The 17,346-nt window shown below is 36.6% G+C and carries 14 protein-coding genes and 1 pseudogene; 8 read left to right on the top strand and 7 right to left on the bottom strand.

Annotated elements, in window-relative coordinates; genetic code table 11:
- Positions 1–70 precede the first annotated feature (70 nt).
- Both QM491_RS15250 and QM491_RS15245 read left to right on the top strand, forming a co-directional pair.
- Positions 71–721 carry a hypothetical protein gene (locus tag QM491_RS15250; protein ID WP_283328348.1) on the top strand — a complete coding sequence of 217 codons (651 nt, stop codon included), beginning with the start codon at positions 71–73 and terminating at the stop codon, positions 719–721.
- Between the two features lie 126 nt (positions 722–847).
- The gene (locus QM491_RS15245; RefSeq protein WP_283328347.1) at positions 848–1,627 is read left to right on the top strand and encodes an enoyl-CoA hydratase/isomerase family protein; all 780 of its coding nucleotides are present in this window, start codon (positions 848–850) and stop codon (positions 1,625–1,627) included.
- Positions 1,628–1,793: 166 nt separating this feature from the next.
- Here the strand turns inward: QM491_RS15245 and QM491_RS15240 are convergent, their stop codons facing one another.
- Together QM491_RS15240 and QM491_RS15235 are read right to left on the bottom strand one after the other, a co-directional pair.
- The gene (locus QM491_RS15240; RefSeq protein ID WP_283328345.1) at positions 1,794–3,224 is read right to left on the bottom strand and encodes a circularly permuted type 2 ATP-grasp protein; all 1,431 of its coding nucleotides are present in this window, start codon (positions 3,222–3,224) and stop codon (positions 1,794–1,796) included.
- Between the two features lie 215 nt (positions 3,225–3,439).
- Positions 3,440–4,666, bottom strand: coding sequence for a serine hydrolase domain-containing protein (locus QM491_RS15235; RefSeq protein WP_283328344.1), 1,227 nt, complete (start codon positions 4,664–4,666; stop codon positions 3,440–3,442).
- Positions 4,667–4,887: 221 nt separating this feature from the next.
- Here QM491_RS15235 and QM491_RS15230 point away from each other — a divergent pair, with 221 nt between their 5' ends.
- Entirely contained in the window at positions 4,888–5,391 is a 504-nt protein-coding gene (locus tag QM491_RS15230; protein ID WP_283328343.1) for a DUF4494 domain-containing protein, read from the top strand.
- Between the two features lie 177 nt (positions 5,392–5,568).
- On the top strand, positions 5,569–7,254 hold the full coding sequence (locus QM491_RS15225; protein ID WP_283328342.1) for a PHP domain-containing protein: 1,686 nt from the start codon (positions 5,569–5,571) through the stop codon (positions 7,252–7,254).
- A 215-nt stretch (positions 7,255–7,469) separates the two neighbouring features.
- Here the strand turns inward: QM491_RS15225 and QM491_RS15220 are convergent, their stop codons facing one another.
- Positions 7,470–8,300 (bottom strand): Rpn family recombination-promoting nuclease/putative transposase, encoded by an 831-nt coding sequence (locus QM491_RS15220; protein WP_283328341.1) that lies wholly within the window; start codon positions 8,298–8,300, stop codon positions 7,470–7,472.
- Between the two features lie 75 nt (positions 8,301–8,375).
- Positions 8,376–9,773, bottom strand: a complete 1,398-nt coding sequence (locus QM491_RS15215; RefSeq protein WP_283328340.1) for a hypothetical protein — start codon at positions 9,771–9,773, stop codon at positions 8,376–8,378.
- A gap of 175 nt (positions 9,774–9,948) precedes the next feature.
- Here QM491_RS15215 and rbfA point away from each other — a divergent pair, with 175 nt between their 5' ends.
- A complete protein-coding gene (rbfA, locus tag QM491_RS15210; RefSeq protein WP_283328339.1) occupies positions 9,949–10,329 on the top strand; it encodes a 30S ribosome-binding factor RbfA in 381 nt (126 codons plus the stop codon).
- A gap of 172 nt (positions 10,330–10,501) precedes the next feature.
- A complete protein-coding gene (locus QM491_RS15205) occupies positions 10,502–11,710 on the top strand; it encodes an FtsX-like permease family protein (RefSeq protein WP_283328338.1) in 1,209 nt (402 codons plus the stop codon).
- Between the two features lie 86 nt (positions 11,711–11,796).
- On the opposite strand, the gene QM491_RS15200 is transcribed toward QM491_RS15205, so the two are convergent.
- Both QM491_RS15200 and QM491_RS15195 read right to left on the bottom strand, forming a co-directional pair.
- Positions 11,797–13,647: a sialidase/neuraminidase family protein gene (locus QM491_RS15200; protein WP_283328337.1), complete on the bottom strand. Its 1,851-nt coding sequence runs from the start codon at positions 13,645–13,647 to the stop codon at positions 11,797–11,799.
- 157 nt (positions 13,648–13,804) lie between these two features.
- On the bottom strand, positions 13,805–14,650 hold the full coding sequence (locus tag QM491_RS15195) for a helix-turn-helix transcriptional regulator (RefSeq protein ID WP_283328336.1): 846 nt from the start codon (positions 14,648–14,650) through the stop codon (positions 13,805–13,807).
- Positions 14,651–14,879: 229 nt separating this feature from the next.
- Here QM491_RS15195 and QM491_RS15190 point away from each other — a divergent pair, with 229 nt between their 5' ends.
- Positions 14,880–15,281: a Dabb family protein gene (locus QM491_RS15190; RefSeq protein ID WP_283328335.1), complete on the top strand. Its 402-nt coding sequence runs from the start codon at positions 14,880–14,882 to the stop codon at positions 15,279–15,281.
- 192 nt (positions 15,282–15,473) lie between these two features.
- Positions 15,474–16,229, top strand: coding sequence for a hypothetical protein (locus tag QM491_RS15185; protein WP_283328334.1), 756 nt, complete (start codon positions 15,474–15,476; stop codon positions 16,227–16,229).
- A gap of 508 nt (positions 16,230–16,737) precedes the next feature.
- On the opposite strand, the pseudogene QM491_RS15180 reads toward QM491_RS15185, so the two are convergent.
- Positions 16,738–17,346: pseudogene (locus tag QM491_RS15180) on the bottom strand (IS3 family transposase); the annotation flags it as partial.

The raw sequence follows: 17,346 nt of genomic DNA, 5'->3' as shown, positions 1-17,346 counted from the left end.
GAATGATGAATAGTTTTAAATTTGCTATTGCAAGAAAATTATTTATCATTCACTTTTATTTTTTTCGACTTTGAACTCTCGTCTCGCATATATCCTTTCAGTTGTACTCCATCCCTTAGTTATGCCAACCTTGTTGTTTGGGATTGTTTTTTATCAAGCACCTACTGCCATCGCCAACTTAGAACTTTTTAACGGTGCGGCAAAAGTTGGAATGCTCAGTCTAAAATTGGGACTTCTGATTCTCATATTTCTTCAAACTTTTCTTGTACCTGCTCTCACTATTTATTTCGTTTATCGTTTAGGCTATATCAAAACACTTGATATGCAAACACTTCGTGACAGACGCTTGCCCTATTTGCTCACTGTGATTATTTATACCATTATCACCGCATTTTATACAAAATCCATTAGACAATTTCCTGAAGTTGCTGTGCTTATGAGCAGTATTACATTTTCTATAGCAATAGTATCTTTTATTAGTTTGTATTGGAAAATATCCGCTCATGCTGTTGGTATATCGGGTACAATAGGTGCCATTTTAGGAATCTCCATCCATTTTCCAGAAGCACATTTGTTTATAACACTCACCGTTCTAATCCTTTTAGCGGGTTTTTTACTCTCTGCTCGATTACAATTAGCAGCACATACACTCTCTCAAATTATTGCAGGAGTAGCATTAGGCTTAGCTATTAGCTTATCTGCCACTTTACTGCTGTTATAGAAAACATACTACTGAGACTAATTACTATATTTATGTCAAAACTAAAATCAAATAGTATGCTTGCATAACAAATTATTTTTTTAGAACTTCAAACATTGATTGTAAAACCTTTTTAACAGAAAATTTATGTTTGAATTACTAAAATACGAAGTAAAAAATGCCATTGCATTCATCACACTCAATCGCCCAGAGGTATATCATGCCTTAAATCCTGCCTTGATTCAAGAAATCACCAAAGCTGTCAATACCGCTTCCGAAGACACTATCGTTCGTGTGATTGTATTAACGGCAGAAGGAACAAAGGCTTTCTGCTCTGGAGCAGACTTAAAAGAAGGTTTAGGTGATATAAAATTACCAAGTGAATCTCTTCGTAAAAACTATAATCCGATGGTGCTAGCTATGCGCAATTCACCCAAACCTATCATTGGTGGATTAAATGGAATTGCCGCAGGCGCAGGATGTTCGCTAGCTTTGGCTTGTGATATATTGATAGCTTCAGAAAATGCAGCTATGTCAGAGATTTTTGTCAGTATTGGGTTGATTATTGATGCAGGGTCATCATATTTCTTACCACGAATAGTAGGCTCACAGCGGGCTTTTGAATTGTGTTCTACAGGCAGACGTTTGAGCGCTCAGGAGTGTTTGGATTTAGGTTTGGTATCAAAAGTAGTACCAGCAGATGAGTTTAGAGCAATCTTAGAAGGGGTAGCGCAACAATATGCCAAAGCACCAACCAAGGCGATTGGTTTAATCAAAAAAGTGTTGAATCAGTCTTCACACTCTTCGCTAGAACAAATGTTGGAACTTGAGGCAATTCACCAAGATCAAGCGGTACAAAGCCATGATTTTATAGAAGGAGTATCAGCATTTTTACAGAAAAGACCTGCTAACTTTCAGGGGAAGTAATAGTATAGATTCAAGTAGTAAATACTACACAAAAAATACAGACTTAAGGTAAAAGGCGTATTATATTTTTATTAATTATTTAGAATTTAGGGTTTGTATTGGGCAAAATCAAAGTTAATTTTATTCCATACACACCCTAAATTTATACTTATTACAACTCACTATTTTAGTAAAGCACCCACGTATCTTTCGAGCCTCCTCCTTGCGAAGAGTTAACAACCAATGAACCTTTGCGCAATGCCACACGAGTCAAACCTCCTGGAATTACCTGTACACCATTTCCATAGAGAATATACGGACGTAAGTCTACATGGCGACCTTCGGTATGATCATCGATAAAACAAGGCACACGCGACAATGAAATTGTTGGTTGTGCAATATAATTTCTTGGATTTTCCTTGATACGTTTCTTAAACAACTCTTGCTCTTCCTTAGTAGATTTCGGTCCAATCAACATACCATAACCACCTGCTTCGTTAGCTTCTTTAACTACTAATTTTTCAATATTTTCTAAAACGTATTTACAATCATCGTCCTCGCCACAAATGTATGTTTCAACATTTGGAATAATTGGGTCTTCGCCTAAATAGTATTTGATAATACGAGGCACATAAGCATATATAACCTTATCATCGGCAACTCCTGTTCCTGGTGCGTTAGCCAAAGCAACACGCCCTGCCTTGTACACATCCATCAAGCCTGGAATACCGATTAATGAATGAGGATTAAAAGTTTGTGGGTCTAAAAAGGTATCATCGATACGACGGTAAATCACATCAACAATCTGGAAGCCCTTAGTTGTGCGCATTTTTACATAACCATCGTGTACTACCAAGTCACGAGTATCAACCAACTCCACTCCCATTTGCTGTGCCAAATATGAATGCTCAAAATACGCTGAGTTATAAATCCCAGGCGTAAGTACCACAATCGTTGGATTTGGGCGGTCGCTGATGTATTGTAACATTTGCAACAAGCGCGTTGGGTAATCCGAAATAGGCTGAACTCTTGTTTTACCTAGCACCTCAGGAAAAGTACGTTTGAGGAGTTCACGGTTTTCGAGCATATAGCTTACCCCCGAAGGACAACGAAGGTTATCCTCCAAAACCATAAACTGTCCATCGTCACCTCTAATCAAATCGGTACCAGTAATATGAATCCAAATACCTTTGGGTGGTTTTAGCCCAATACAAGGTTTCAAGAAGTTTTTGGAAGACTCGATTAGTTCACGAGGCACAACACCATCATTTAGGATTTTTTGGTCGTTATAAATATCGTCCAAAAACAAATTTAATGCTGTGATACGCTGTATTAAGCCTTTTTCAGTTTTTGCCCAATCATCGGCCGCCACTACACGTGGAATAATATCCACTGGCATAATGCGCTCAGTACCTTCGTTTTCAGAATACACGTTAAAAGTAATGCCCAAGGCCATCAATGACCGCTCGGCCGCCTGATGACGACGAAGAAACTCTTCTACGCCCAATTGCTCGGCACGTTCTTTGAAGGCCTCATATCCGATTCGTACATTTCCTTCTGCATCGAACATTTCATCGTAAAATCCTTCTGTATTGTAATTGTTGAAGCTAAAGTTCATAGGCTTTCTTTTAGTGTTTTGTTCAGAACGCAAAACCTAATTTATTAAAATTATATTTTGTTTCAAAATTGATTTACCAAACAATATTTTGAAAATAGCAATTTTATAGTACTTTTTAAATGGGAGATTATAAATAAAAAAGAATCTCTTTTAAAAATAAGTATTTTTACTCACTATATTTTTTTGAGTATTTTCTAAACAAACTTTTTATAGTCTTAAAAAGCTTCCAATACTGCCTTTACTATTCCATCTAAAGATTTATTATCAATCCACCTTACCACCATCACCAAGTCGTGATCTGGGTCAACATAGACCATATTGGTGCCATTGCCCAAATGATAATACACATTGGATGATGCACTAGGTAAAAGCTTTTGATTTGTATTCAAAAACCAGTTCATATATCCATACGTTGGTTCGGCCGATGTTGGAGTTAAAGCTTGTTTAATCCAATTTTCCGAAATAAGTTGTTGGTCTTTCCAACGACCTTTTCTTAAACAAAGTAACCCAAATCTGGCCATATCATAGGCATTGATAAACATACCTCCACCCCAATGTCCGCCTCCACTTACCGATTGTACAGGCTGTCCGTCTAGTACAATCCAAGAATTACGATATCCCGTCCAGCGCCATGTATTCGAAGCACCAATTGGATCCATAACCATAGCTTTGAGTACCTGTGGCAACGGTTTTCGCCAAACACTAGTAGCCGCCAATGCCAAGGCATTTACTCGTACGTCGTTATACTCATATACTGCACCTGGCGTATTACGTGGTCGAGTAGTCCATTCTGCTGGATTAGCACTTGGGCGATCTGCCCACTCGGGTTTACCCCAAAGTGTTCCTTCCCAATCGCTCGTCTGACGCAACAAATGATCCCAAGTAATTTTACGATTGTGTGGCGTATCAAATGGCTTGAGTAATTCGGGCTTACCATAATCCTCGGCTGGTCTAGCAACTGGACTTCCATAAATCTCAATCGGAGGAACATATTTATACACCGTATCATTGACAGAACCAATAAGTCCATTCTCTACAGCTAAGCCTACCACTGTCGACAAAAAACTTTTGGTTACTGAATGTGTCATATCACATCGCAAGGGCTCACCCCAAGTCGCCACCACATATCCTTTATAAATAATTACGCCTGTGGGTTCGCCTCTTTCGGCAAAAGGTCCTATGCCTATTCCATAAGGCTCTTTACCAAAAGTTTGATAATGGCTAACCTCCATATTTCGAGGATTTTTGATTTCATGAGACTTTGCAAACTCAATTGCAGCCTGAATTTTATCAGGTTTCAAACCCAAGCTCTCAGGAGATTTTATTTGCCACTCTTTTGCCTCAGGATAGTAAAGCGTTGAGGTAACTGCTGTAGATTTCTTTTGTGAAAACCCCAAAAATAATTCGCATAAGCAGGTAAGTACGAGTACTATTTTTTTCATAAGATTCTTAGTTGAGATGAAAAATGAGCAAATCTGAAATAATTTCCCAGCCCAATATCCAAATTTACGCTACATCAATCGACATTGGTTCGAAGTAGAAGAAAAAAATAACTTCTTAGCTAAACATGTGGGATTCATTCGAAAATGTTTGTGGCGTGCTTAGCGGAATATTAAGAAAGTCTTGATAGTTTTGCAAGCATAAAAATAAAACAGATTAAATTATGGCAACTTGGTATTTGGCCAAAATTCGTTACCAGCGTGAGGACGAGGCAGGCTCATTAAAAACCATCAACGAAGCGTATTTGATTGATGCAGTATCTTACACCGATGCAGAGGCTAGAGTTTTCGAGATTGTAGCTAGCAACACACCTGAATTTCAAATTACCAACCTTACTAAAATGAAATTGAGCGAGGTGTTTTTTGAGGATAACAATGCCGAAACTTGGTTTAAAGCAAAAGTGCAGTATATTTCTTTTGATGAAAAATCACAGAAGGAGAAGAAAACAGCACACATGATGCTTATCAATGCTAATGACCCAGGTGAGGTATATACTTTACTAAAAAAGAATCTGGGAAATCTTAACGATTACCAGATTACCGATATCAACCTTACGACTATCTTAGAAGTATGCCCTTATGAGCCCGAAAATGAAATGCTCAAAAAAGGTAACTTTCGTCCAGTAGCAGAGGTACTAGCTGAACAAGAAGCAAATCAACAAGCTTAATTGCTTGAGAAATTCTAATAAAAGGGTACATACACAATCGCTGTTTTGTACCCTTTTGTTATTTTTGAATAAAAGCAATTATCTAACCAATACATGTATTAAGAAGTAGTGTAAACTCGCCATTCAAAATTTAAACCTCATAACTTTATAGTATCCTTGCGTTTTAATTTTTACGATATGAACAATCAAGATATTCTGGATATTCTCGAACTGACAGTTAAGTTGTTAGAACTTCATGATGAGAATGAATTTAAAATAAAGAACCTAGGCTTTGCTATCCGAGCATTAGACAAAGCTACTGAGGACTTTATCACTACTCCTATAGCTCAATTGGCGGCTATTCAAGGGGTAGGAAAAAGTACTGCTTCAAAAATCGAAGAAATTCGTACCACAGGACAACTTTCTGAGTTGAACGACCTTTTGAACAAAACTCCAGAGGGTATTTTGGAGATGTTCAAAATCAAAGGAATAGGCCCCAAAAAAGTGCGCATGATTTGGCAGGAATTGGGGATTACCGATACTCGTGAACTACTACTAGCTTGCGAAAATGGCGAAGTAGCCAAACTCAAAGGTTTTGGAGACAAAATTCAAGAAAGTATCAAACAATCTATTCTTTATAATCAGTCCAATTCGGGTAAACTAAGAATGGAAAAAGGGCAAGAAATTGCCGATTTTATCCTAGATATTATTGAGCCCGTTTTTGAGCACGTTCAAATTGTTGGAGATATTCGTCGTAAAAATGAAGTGGTTGAGTCTATTCAATTGGTGGTAGGACACGACCAGCCTTGGGAGGTACAACAATTACTCAACGCTACTCCTACCCTACAACAAAACGAAAAAGATTCGTCACCATTTACTTGGCGTGGCAATATCGAAGGCAAACAGATTCCTATCGAAGTGATTATTTGCCCTGAAAAACAATTTGTTAATCAAGGCTTTATATTCAGTGCTTCGCCAAAGCATTTAGCCAAACATCATATTTATCAAACCGTTCAAAGTCAAACTTTTGACTCTGAGGAGGCTATTTATGCTAAAGTAGGTATTCCGTATATTATTCCAGAAATGCGTGAGGGAGAATTTGAGTTTGACTGGATAAAAAAACATAGTAACGACCAATTAGTAACTTGGGATTCGCTAAAAGGTATTTTACACAATCACTCCACTTATTCTGATGGTAAAAATACGTTGGCAGAAATGGCCAATTATTGCCGTGAATTGGGTTTTGAATATCTAGGTATTGCAGACCACTCAAAAACTGCATCCTATGCCAGAGGGCTGAACGAAATCCGTGTTGCTGAACAACATGCCGAAATAGATCTGCTTAATGCGCAATACGCACAAGGCGACAAACCTTTTAAGATTTTGAAAGGAATTGAATCAGATATTCTGGGAGACGGCTCTTTGGATTATGATGAGGAGGTTTTAAAGAGCTTTGATTATATCGTAGCGTCCGTGCATCAAAACCTGAAAATGACCGAAGAAAAGGCCATGTATCGTTTGATAAAAGCCATCGAAAATCCCTATACAACAATTTTGGGACATCCAACTGGAAGGTTATTATTATCCAGAGCAGGCTACCCTGTCGACCACTACAAGCTGATTGACGCTTGTGCTGCCAATGGCGTAGTAATTGAAATCAATGCAAGTCCATATCGTTTGGATTTGGATTGGAGATATATTCAATATGCGTTAGAGAAAAACGTCAAGCTGTCTATTAATCCTGATGCCCACGAAAAAGAAGGTTATTTTGATATGCACTTTGGTGTAGCCAATGCACGCAAAGGTGGCTTAACAGCAGATATGACTTTTAATGCTTTGAGTCTATCTGAAATGGAAGAGTATTTGAGAGGTAGAAAAAGGTAGTGGTATCCTTAATTTAGTGATTTGTGATTGATTGAGTGATTATTCTTTTTAAATATTAGTAGAGATGCAATGCATTGCGTCTAAAGAGGTGTCATTTTGAAATATATTATCAAAAAAGCGTTCGGAAAATAATTTCCGAACGCTTTTTTGATGAAAATTTGAAGAATAACCCAAATTCTAAAATTCAAGATGACTCATGCTTAAGAAGAAATAACCTAGCTTATTATGTGTTTTATTTCTTTTTCACTTAAGCCAGTTATATTACAAATCTGCTCAATAGATAAGCCTATTTGTTTCATTTTTTGAGCGACTAATATTTTTTCTTTTTTCCGACCTTCTTCTTCAGCAGTTTTCACTACCTCTTTCACTTCAATGTAAGTCAGTAAACTTTCTTGATATTGCTCGTATTGTTCAGGAGTCATTTTGGCTAATTCAGCAACACTAAAGGCTTTTTCAAAAATATCTTCTTCTAAAATATGAGGAATAGAATCGAATGTTTCTAAGTTTTTCAAAAAGTAAATCCACTTGTCAAAATGTGTTTCTAATTCCGAAGCGTCCTTATCAAACAGAGGCATTTGGATAAACTTAAAAGTCAAATTATCATAAAATACATCTCCATCTTGATCTTTCAATTTCACAGATCTTAAAAACTTTTGTATTTCTTCCTGTTCATCATACTGAAAGTCCAAAATAGCAATCATGTAGATAGGTGTCAATTTAAAATTCCAATCACCTCTTTTAGCTTGTTCTCGAATAGGAATAGTTGCGTAAAATAAAGACCTATCTTTCAAGAAATTAACTTTTGCTTTTTGCATTTCAACGATAAACCTTTCTCCTTCTGTAGACTGGCAATGAATATCAAAAATAGCTTTCCTATCCTGAGATAGTTCTCCCATAACTTCCCCATTTCGAAATTGCAAATTTGCAATTTGATGATGCGGAGGTAACAGTTGATTCAAAAAGTCAATTAGAAGGTCTTTGTTTGCCTCTTCTCCAAATATTTTTTTGAATCCAAAATCAGTGTATGGATTGATATATTTCGACATTTTCGTACAGCAAATGCTTTTATCGTTGAAACTGTAATATCAATTTAACTAAAATAAATAAAACAACGCTATTTTTCACGAATTCAATAGATATACTCCTTTGCCATCGGCATGATAGCGACGGGCCAGTGCGGGGATTCTTTTAAAAAGTTTAGGCACTAAATTCGCTTTATCAATAATGACTTCTGGCGTATCTTTTTCAAAATTTCTTAAGATACTTATCACATTTTCGTAATTATCTAAGTTTTCTAATTCATATTTGGCCAAATTCCAGTTGAGATAAGGCGTGGCAGCATAGTTATCTAAGTACTCCTCCATTCCATTTCCTAAAACCAACACTTTTTTACTTTTGAAGGGAAAAGAGCTATTTCTCTTAATTTTCAAATTATTTAGTTTCGCAAAAGACTCATCACTATCGTTGGCTCCTTGAAAATAAAAGAAAGTCATTACAGCAAGACTACCCATAAACAGCATTTCGGCCATCCATTGTTTTTTGAAACTACTAAAAAAGTTTGTCGCAAAAAATGCCAAAGCTGGCACAAAAATAATAAACTGCATTGGAGCCAAAAAGGGCATTAAACCAATCGAAAGAAATCCTGTCACCCCCCAAAGCATCATTACTTGCTGGCAACGTAGCTGAAAATTGACAAACCCTGTAGCATTAACTAATCTCAAAAAACCAAAAATAGCAAAAGTAAAGGGCAAGAATAAGGTAGCAATCAGAGTACGAAAATCATTGAGGTTATACTGACGAATTTGGAATACCGATGAGATAAAGATTTGGAAAAAGTCATCATAAGTACCATCCAAATAAAAGAAAAGCCCAGTCAAAAATAAAGGAAACAAGAAACCAAATATAGCCAATGAATGCTGTCTCAAAGTAGCACCACTAAAGAATAATAATGAAGCGATTGCCCACAAAATAAAAACGCACGCTGGAGGATAAAACAGTGTAGCAACCCCAATCAAAAAGCCTAATTCAAACACTTCGTCGGTAGCTTCAAGTCGATTAACCTGTTTGACAATTGTTCCAAAAGCCAAAAGCAAAAAGCTTGTACCCATAAGCACAGGCGAAAGCGTGGCACAGTCAATCGAAATGTTCAAAAAGATAACATACATTAAACCAGGCAAATAGGTTCTTTTCGGAAAAATATCCCTGTTATTAATCACAACATTGAAATAAATTACCTGAAAAGCGGCTACAAAAAATGCCAAAAATTGATAAGCAATTGGCGAACGCCCAACAATGCTATCGATACCAGCATATACCATCGCAGACAAAGGTGCAGTATTATCCCAAATATCAGAATACATCACAAAACCCTTGTTGATTTGCTCCCCAACAAGCATCCATTGCAATTCGGGAATTAGCTCTGGCGCCCCATTAAGAAAGATAGGTAAGCGAGAAACAATTAATAATATTAATAAACTAAATATTTGGTAGAGGGCATTTACCCTGAAAAAACTTAACATAACTGCTACTTTAATTGAAAGGTATTTTCCACGAAATTACGGTTAATCAAATTAAATTCCCGAAATTTGCAGTAATATTACAATAGCACATTCAGAAAATCGCTATGATAACCAGTGCTATTGGTTTATTTATTCATAGAAGGCAAAATATGCCAATTTGTAAAGACTAGCGGAAATGGATTCGAAAAGACAACAAAAATTTTCTCGTCAGATTCAAAAAGATTTGAGTGAGATTTTTCAAAAAGATATGCGTAATGCTTTTGGTAATGCTTTTATCACTATTACTGATGTAAAAGTAACTCCAGATTTATCTATTGCACGTATCTACCTAAGCTTTATGCTTGCCAACGACAAACAAGGTTTGATGCAGGAGATTCGTGAAAAAACTAAACAAATCAGAGGCGTTTTGGGACAAAGAATTCGTCACCAAGCTCGTATTATTCCTGATTTAGAATTCTTTTTGGACGACACCGCCGAATATGCTGCCAAAATGGATCGCTTGATTTCGAGCTTAGACATTCCACCTTTGAAAGAAGGTGAAGAGATTGAGGATTAATATTGGGTTTTAAACAATATTATGTGGAATGATGGATTACTAATTTTGAAAGTACAATCACAAGACTAAAACGTGAATTTTAAGAAATGAAATTTACGTTTTAGCACTTCCACCTCTTTTTATTCAAATTTTCTTCTCTATTTGTTTATTTTATCTCTAAGAGCACTCTATCATGAATTTGCCTTTCTTTGTTGCGAAACGATATTTCATTGCTCGAAAAAAGACTTCCTTTATTTCTCTTATTTCTTGGATTTCAATGCTCGGCGTTTGCGTTGGTACAATGGCGTTGGTGATTGTTTTGTCGGTGTTCAATGGACTAGAGGCTTTCCAAAAAGGACTTTTTCGTACTTTCGATGCCGAATTGAAAATCAGTGCTAAAAAAGGGAAAAACTTTATATGCACTCCTGCCTTTCTTGCCAAACTTCAAGCTGTAAATGGCGTAAATACCATTACGCAAGTAATCCAAGAAAGTGCTTTAATTAGATATAAAGAAGCCCAAATGGTGGTAACTTTAAAAGGAGTTGATGACAATTTTCTCAAGCAACAACGCCTCAAATCAAGTATTATTGACGGTGAGCTAAAATTAGGCGGTCAAGGCATTTCTTATGCAGTTGTTGGCTCTGGTGTAGCTTTTACCCTTGGTATTGATGTAGATGCTTTTTATCCCCTCGAAACGTGGTATCCTCGTAACAATCATAGTAAAACTATCGATTTTAATTCGACAGATGCTTTCAATCGTTTGAACCTATTACCGACGGGTATTTTTGCTATTGAACAAGAATATGACAATAATTTTGTGTTTGTGCCTCTTAGTTTTGCTCAAGAGCTATTTGAATATGGCAACAAGCGCACTTCATTGGAAATACAAGTGAAAGACCCTAAACAAATTCCTCAAATTCAAAGTGAAATTCAGGACTTGTTGGGAGAGGATTTTGTTGTGCAAAACCAAGACGAGCAACACGCCAGTTTATTGCGTGCCATCAAAATCGAAAAGCTATTTGTATTCCTTACACTTTCATTTATTATTGGTATTGCCAGCTTTAACATCTTTTTCTCACTTTCGATGCTGGCTATTGAGAAAAAACCAGATGTCAAAACTCTTCGTGCTATGGGGGCTTCGAGAAATGTAATCAAACGTATTTTCTTGTACGAAGGTGCTATTGTAGCATTTAGTGGTGCATTGGTAGGCTTGATTTTAGGCTTTACGATATGTTGGCTTCAGGAAGTTTATGGTTTTGTGTCAATGGGTATTGTGGGTTCTTTGGTAGATGCCTATCCTGTAGAAATGCGCTTTAATGATTTCTTTTTTACTGCAATCGTTGTAATCATTATGACACTATGTGCCTCGTATTTCCCTGCCAAACGCGCAGTAAAATTCTAGGTCATAAGAGTTTATCTGATTATTCCATTCATATATTCATCAAAAAGGCTACCAAAATTTGGTAGCCTTTTTGATGAATATATGTCTTAATTTCCTTTTAAAATTACATTATCTACATAAAATACTGTTGGCGAACATGGTTCGTCGGCATCTTTCAGCGGTGGTTCATTAGTTTCATTTGGAGTCTGACGAGTTGGAAAATTACGATAAGTTCCTGTGCGTAACGATAATCTTTCAATCGACTTCACTGACTCTGCCAACTGAGCATTTTCTAAAACCTTTTTTCCATTAATCAACAGGGTATATTTACCATGTAGGTTGGCTTCTGTCAAAATCTCTACTTTATACCACTGTCCCTTCTGATACGCCAAAAGGACTTTTTCAGTACTCCCATCAGTAGCAACTATTTGTCCATTTTCATGGAAACGTACTCTTACAGGACGATTCCCATATCGATCCGTCAAATCTATTTCTAGTCTTCCTGTATTGGTAGCATCTGCAAATATATCTAAGCTAGTATGTGCTTTGGTACCCTCCTGAAATACCCTAATCGCACGAGCATAATCATACAAATCGGTATCCGACAGCTGTAAGGCTTTTCCTGTTCTATTGGGAGCTTTTACTACCTCAATTGGAGCCCATTTAGGTGCATAAATATTCCAATTAGGAATAGCTCCTTCTGAGTCTAATATATCAAAATTATCTGAGACAAGACCCTTTACCGCATATTGTACAGGCACAGGGGTACGACTCACCCATACGTCTTCTTTGTTTACCGTATAAGTCATCCACATATCATTGCCAGGAGGGTTACCATTTCCTTCTGCAATACCACGCATATAACATGGACCAAAATCTTTCCAACGACCCGTAAATCTACGCACAGGCACTTCGCCTTGAATCAGAAGCATATTGTCATACAAAATCCCGTCCTCGCCCGTAACTACTACCAATGGAAAACGATACTGAGTTTGTTCGATAGGGTTATAACTAATCGCATAACGACCATCTTCAGTCTTTTGCCCCCATTGTTTACCACCTGACATCAAAAAAGTAGGTACTTTTATTGGTTCAGAGAATGTTTTGCCTTCATCTTCCGAAAGTGCAACTAAGGATTTTTTCCAAAGAGCAACCACCTTGCCATCCTTACGATGATAGTATGATAAAGCTTGTCCAGACTTGTTTCCATTATAAAAACCATCTATCCCGTGGTCTTCGTCATACCATTGAAAAGTCTTTAGTTTATCTTTCAGTAAAGCATCGCAGGCGGTCACAAAACCTATGTCGGTAGATTTTTTATAAAATGGATAAGATGTATTACTTTCATTCCAGTTAGCCTCACTTTCGTAACGAATAAAATAGATTGGTCCATAAGAACCATCTTTGTAGGCTTCACGCACTACACGACCAATACCACCCTTTCCGAAGGGATCGTCGGTATGACCATAAAACGCCAATACCAACAAACGACCATCAGGAGCAACATAAAACCCCATACGTTGGTGCATCATATAGCCATGATAACCCGCAGGAATTTTCACGCCTTCTGGAGCTTTATAAGGAGGAAATACCACTTCAGGTTTTTCCCAATGGCGCCCATCTTTGGATTTAATGATTAAGGTTTGACCAGGAGCTACATGCTCGTCGGCTGGGTTACTCAAATACTGCTGATAAAACGTATTATTCCAGTAACAAAGATTTGAAGCATGGTTGTATGTCCAGCCAAAGCCATCTGCATATTCGGGATGAGTACGGTTTGCACGCATTGTCTGACGGTTTTCGGTACCAATGGCATATCGTAATCGACCTTCGTGCACACTAGGATCTACGGTTTGAGCACCGACAAAACGCACAGGTTCTGCCACACTTCCTGTTTGAGCAAAGCTAGAACTGGCTAAACTTAAAAGAATACAGGGAATAGAAACGATTTTTTTCAAAGTTTTAGAATTGATTTTAAGAGTGAAAATTGGGTAAATCCGAAAACAGAGAACAAGCACAAGGGGTAAGTAAATGCTCTTCCGTCTTAAATTTAAGAGGAAAACCTATTTTTATACTCCAATTCTATGGGGTAAAGTCTGGATAAATAGCTTTATTTCAAGACGAGATTAGGCGTTTTTTCCGAAAGGCGGTCGGGGTTTTCCCTGTATATTTCCTGAATTGTTTACAAAAATGGCTTTCATCTGTAAACCCAAATTCATCTGCTATTTCGGTCAAAGAGTGCTGGCTAAATTGTAGCCGTGCTTCTATTAAACTCATTTTTAGCTTAGTAATATATTGCTTCAATGGCTCGCCTGTATGTCTTTTGAAGAAAATGCTGATATAGGCTGGAGAATAATGAAAAACCTCAGCCAAATGCTCGATTGTCAAAAAATCGGGTTGATAGATATGCTGTTTAATATAGCGTAAAATTGCCTCCACCGAATCGTTTGAGGCAATTGAGGCAGAACTTTGTCCTAATAAATTTCTCGCTAAAATCATCATCATACTTCGCATAAGGTTATCTCGAATAATTTCAAAATACGAAGATTCAGGGTTTTGATATTCGCTTTCAAGTACCTGTAATAAATGATGGAGTTTTTGTTTTTCCACTAAATCATGGACAATCGAGCCACGGCTTTGCGAGGAGGTGTAAAGCAAGGTTTCTACAATCTGTTGCCAAGTATTGCCATCATGAGCTTGCTGTTTCAAAAAAGATTCATTAAACCTAATAAAACAAAACTCAGTCAGAGTCGCTATTTCAAAATCATGAAAATCTTCTGGTCCTACTAAAAACACATCTCCTTCACTATAGGCAAAAGAGTTGCCATTGAGATTATGAACGCCCTCGCCTCGCAGAATAAAAATAATTTCAAAATACGTATGCTTATGCACTGAATGTTCCCATTGCAAGACCTCAAAACGATAAATATTGAAAGAAGTATGTAAAATATAGCGTTTCATGAATTGTTGAAATTTTACTTATTATCTACCAAGATATAATGGATTTTTACCATTATCTAGAAAAAATCATTTGTAGTTTTGTATCAAAGTTTTAGTATTTCAGCATAAAAATTACGATAAACTACTTATAATCAACATTAAATAGTAAACAAAAAGCTTAATCTATCAATAAAGAGCATAATGGAAATATACATTTTATTAGCTCATCACTTCAAAACATTACACAATCATGAAAAAATTAGAAAGACGTTCATTCTTAACCAAAGCTGCAACAGCTTCGGCATTAACAGCAGTTGCCCTACATACAGAAGCTAAACCCAAGAAAAAAATCTTTATCCATCATGTTTATTTTTGGTTAAAAAACCCCTCAAGTGAGGCCGACAAAAACAAACTCATTGAAGGTTTGACAGGATTATCGAAAGTTCCAACCATTCGTTTTCATCATATCGGTACACCTGCAAGTACCAACCGCAGTGTAATTGAGCGAGGGTATTCGGTATCTTGGATGTTATTTTTTGATAATTTGGAAGAAGAAGAAATCTATCAAAAACACCCTATTCACCTCAAATTTGTAGAGGACTATTCACACCTTTGGGAGAAGGTAATTGTGTATGACTCCGAACAGATTTAGGAAAGAGGCTTGAGGGGTAAGGCATTAGGGGTTAGCTTATACGATTCGTTATTTAGCCACAAGCTCTTATAGAATGAATAATCTATAAAAGCTTGTGGCTAATTTTATGTATAAGCTTTGAAATACTGTGTAAACCTATATCTTTGAAATATTTTTAATAGTTACCTCAAAAACTTATTCTATATCTATCTCATGCGTTCAAAACCGATTTTACTCAACCTGCTAGTTATATCATTTCCTCTATTTTTTATTTGGAATTGCGGACCTCGAAAGAATGATACTATTGATACAAATACCGATTCAACAGTAAATCATTCTTCTAAAGTCCTAGCCCAAGTTTTAGCATCAACCGATACCAACGAGCGTCAAATTCAATCAGGGCAATTTACATTTACTTTTGAGCCATCTACTAAAAAAAATTACAATCAGTACCCAACTAAATCCTTTCATGTTGTTGACAGTTCTGGACTTCGGCACGAGGGTTTGAATTGGTATGCTAAAGATATAGATGGCAATGAGAAGCTTGTGCTTTCTGGCAATGACAATGAAAATTCTGACAATTTTGTCATTTATGAATATGTAGGTTCTGTTAAAAATCTGCCCTATTGGGTATTTAAGGTAAATTTTTATGAAGGAGGAATGTTTACTCTAGTAAATAAAAATACGGGAGAAAAAGTAGATTTGGTAAGCACTCCAATTATTTCGCCAGACCAAAAGTGGCTTATAAGTGTATCTTCCGATTTAATTGCCCAATACAATTACAATGGTTTTATGTTATTCGAAATCAAAGATCATAAAATTATTAAACATGCAGAAGTTGCGCTCAAAACCAAAGGAATAGAAGACGCCAAATGGATCAATAATAACACACTTATGATAAAAGAAAACTATATTCAAAACGATGAAGAAGCCATAAGATATAGTATTTTGAGAATCAAGAATCAATAAAAGTAGGTTATTAACCTAGGTCACATTTAGTCAAGCTGTTTCATTTTTCACAAAAGCTAAACTCATATCTTTTAAAACAACTTTGCTTGTTTATACTTATTCACTTCGATGAGATTACCTGTTTTAATCAAATAGAAGCCCTTTAGGTAAATTGGACATTTAGAAAAATACTTATTCTTAGAAATATACTGAAACGAAAAGCTAAAATAGGTTCATACACATGAAATATAACTGCCATAAATAATTTAAAAAAGGAGTGTATGGTAATTATACGCTCGTTGGCATCCATACTATGAGTATAATTTCAGACAACAATAAAATTCAATTTTACAAATATCTGAATGGAGACATTTCAGTTCTGGACTTAGAGGATTTGTCGGCTTCCCATTTTTAGTACAGTTTAAAAATATACATAATCTGTCTACTTTGATTATGTTTTTAACCCTTCTTGGGCTGAGTGTAGCGTAGCGGAACGAAGCCCAAGAAGGGTGTTCTGTTTTTTCATTCTATAATCTACTGGGCTCATACCACCTAAAGAGACATGCGGGCGAACGAAATTATAGTCCCTCAGCCATAGATCTGTTTCTTGGCGTACTTCCTCCAAAGAATCAAACACATAAGCATCTAATACATGTCTGCGGTAAGTTTGGTTAAATCGCTCAATGTAGGCGTTTTGCGTTGGTTTCCCTGGCTGAATATAGTGAAAAACGATGTCATTCATCTGACTCCATTCTTGCGATAGCTTTGCTACAAATTCTGGTCCGTTATCCATTCGAATCTTAGTAGGCTTGCCATATTTGTTCACCAAATGACGAAGAATATAAATCACCCTACTACTCTTGAGCGAGTAGTCTGTCTCTATGAAAAGTACTTCTCGATTGTAATCATCTATCACATTAAAGCTTCGGAATGAACGCCCATTGCTCAAAACATCACTCATGAAATCTATGCTCCAAGTTTGAGTAAAGCTTTGGGGAACTTCTAAGGGCTCTTTTACTCTAGCCACAAGACGTTTTTTAGCCTTTCTACGAATAGAAAGTCCCATCTGAACATACACCCGATGCACTCGCTTATGATTGAAATGATGACCCGCATTGCGCATACGGTAGTAAAACTT

The sequence above is a fragment of the Flectobacillus longus genome, assembly GCF_030056705.1.
Classification (GTDB): Bacteria; Bacteroidota; Bacteroidia; order Cytophagales; family Spirosomataceae; genus Flectobacillus; species Flectobacillus longus.
Note: the sequence above shows the minus strand (reverse complement) of the source record. Positions and strands in the feature narration are given on the sequence as shown.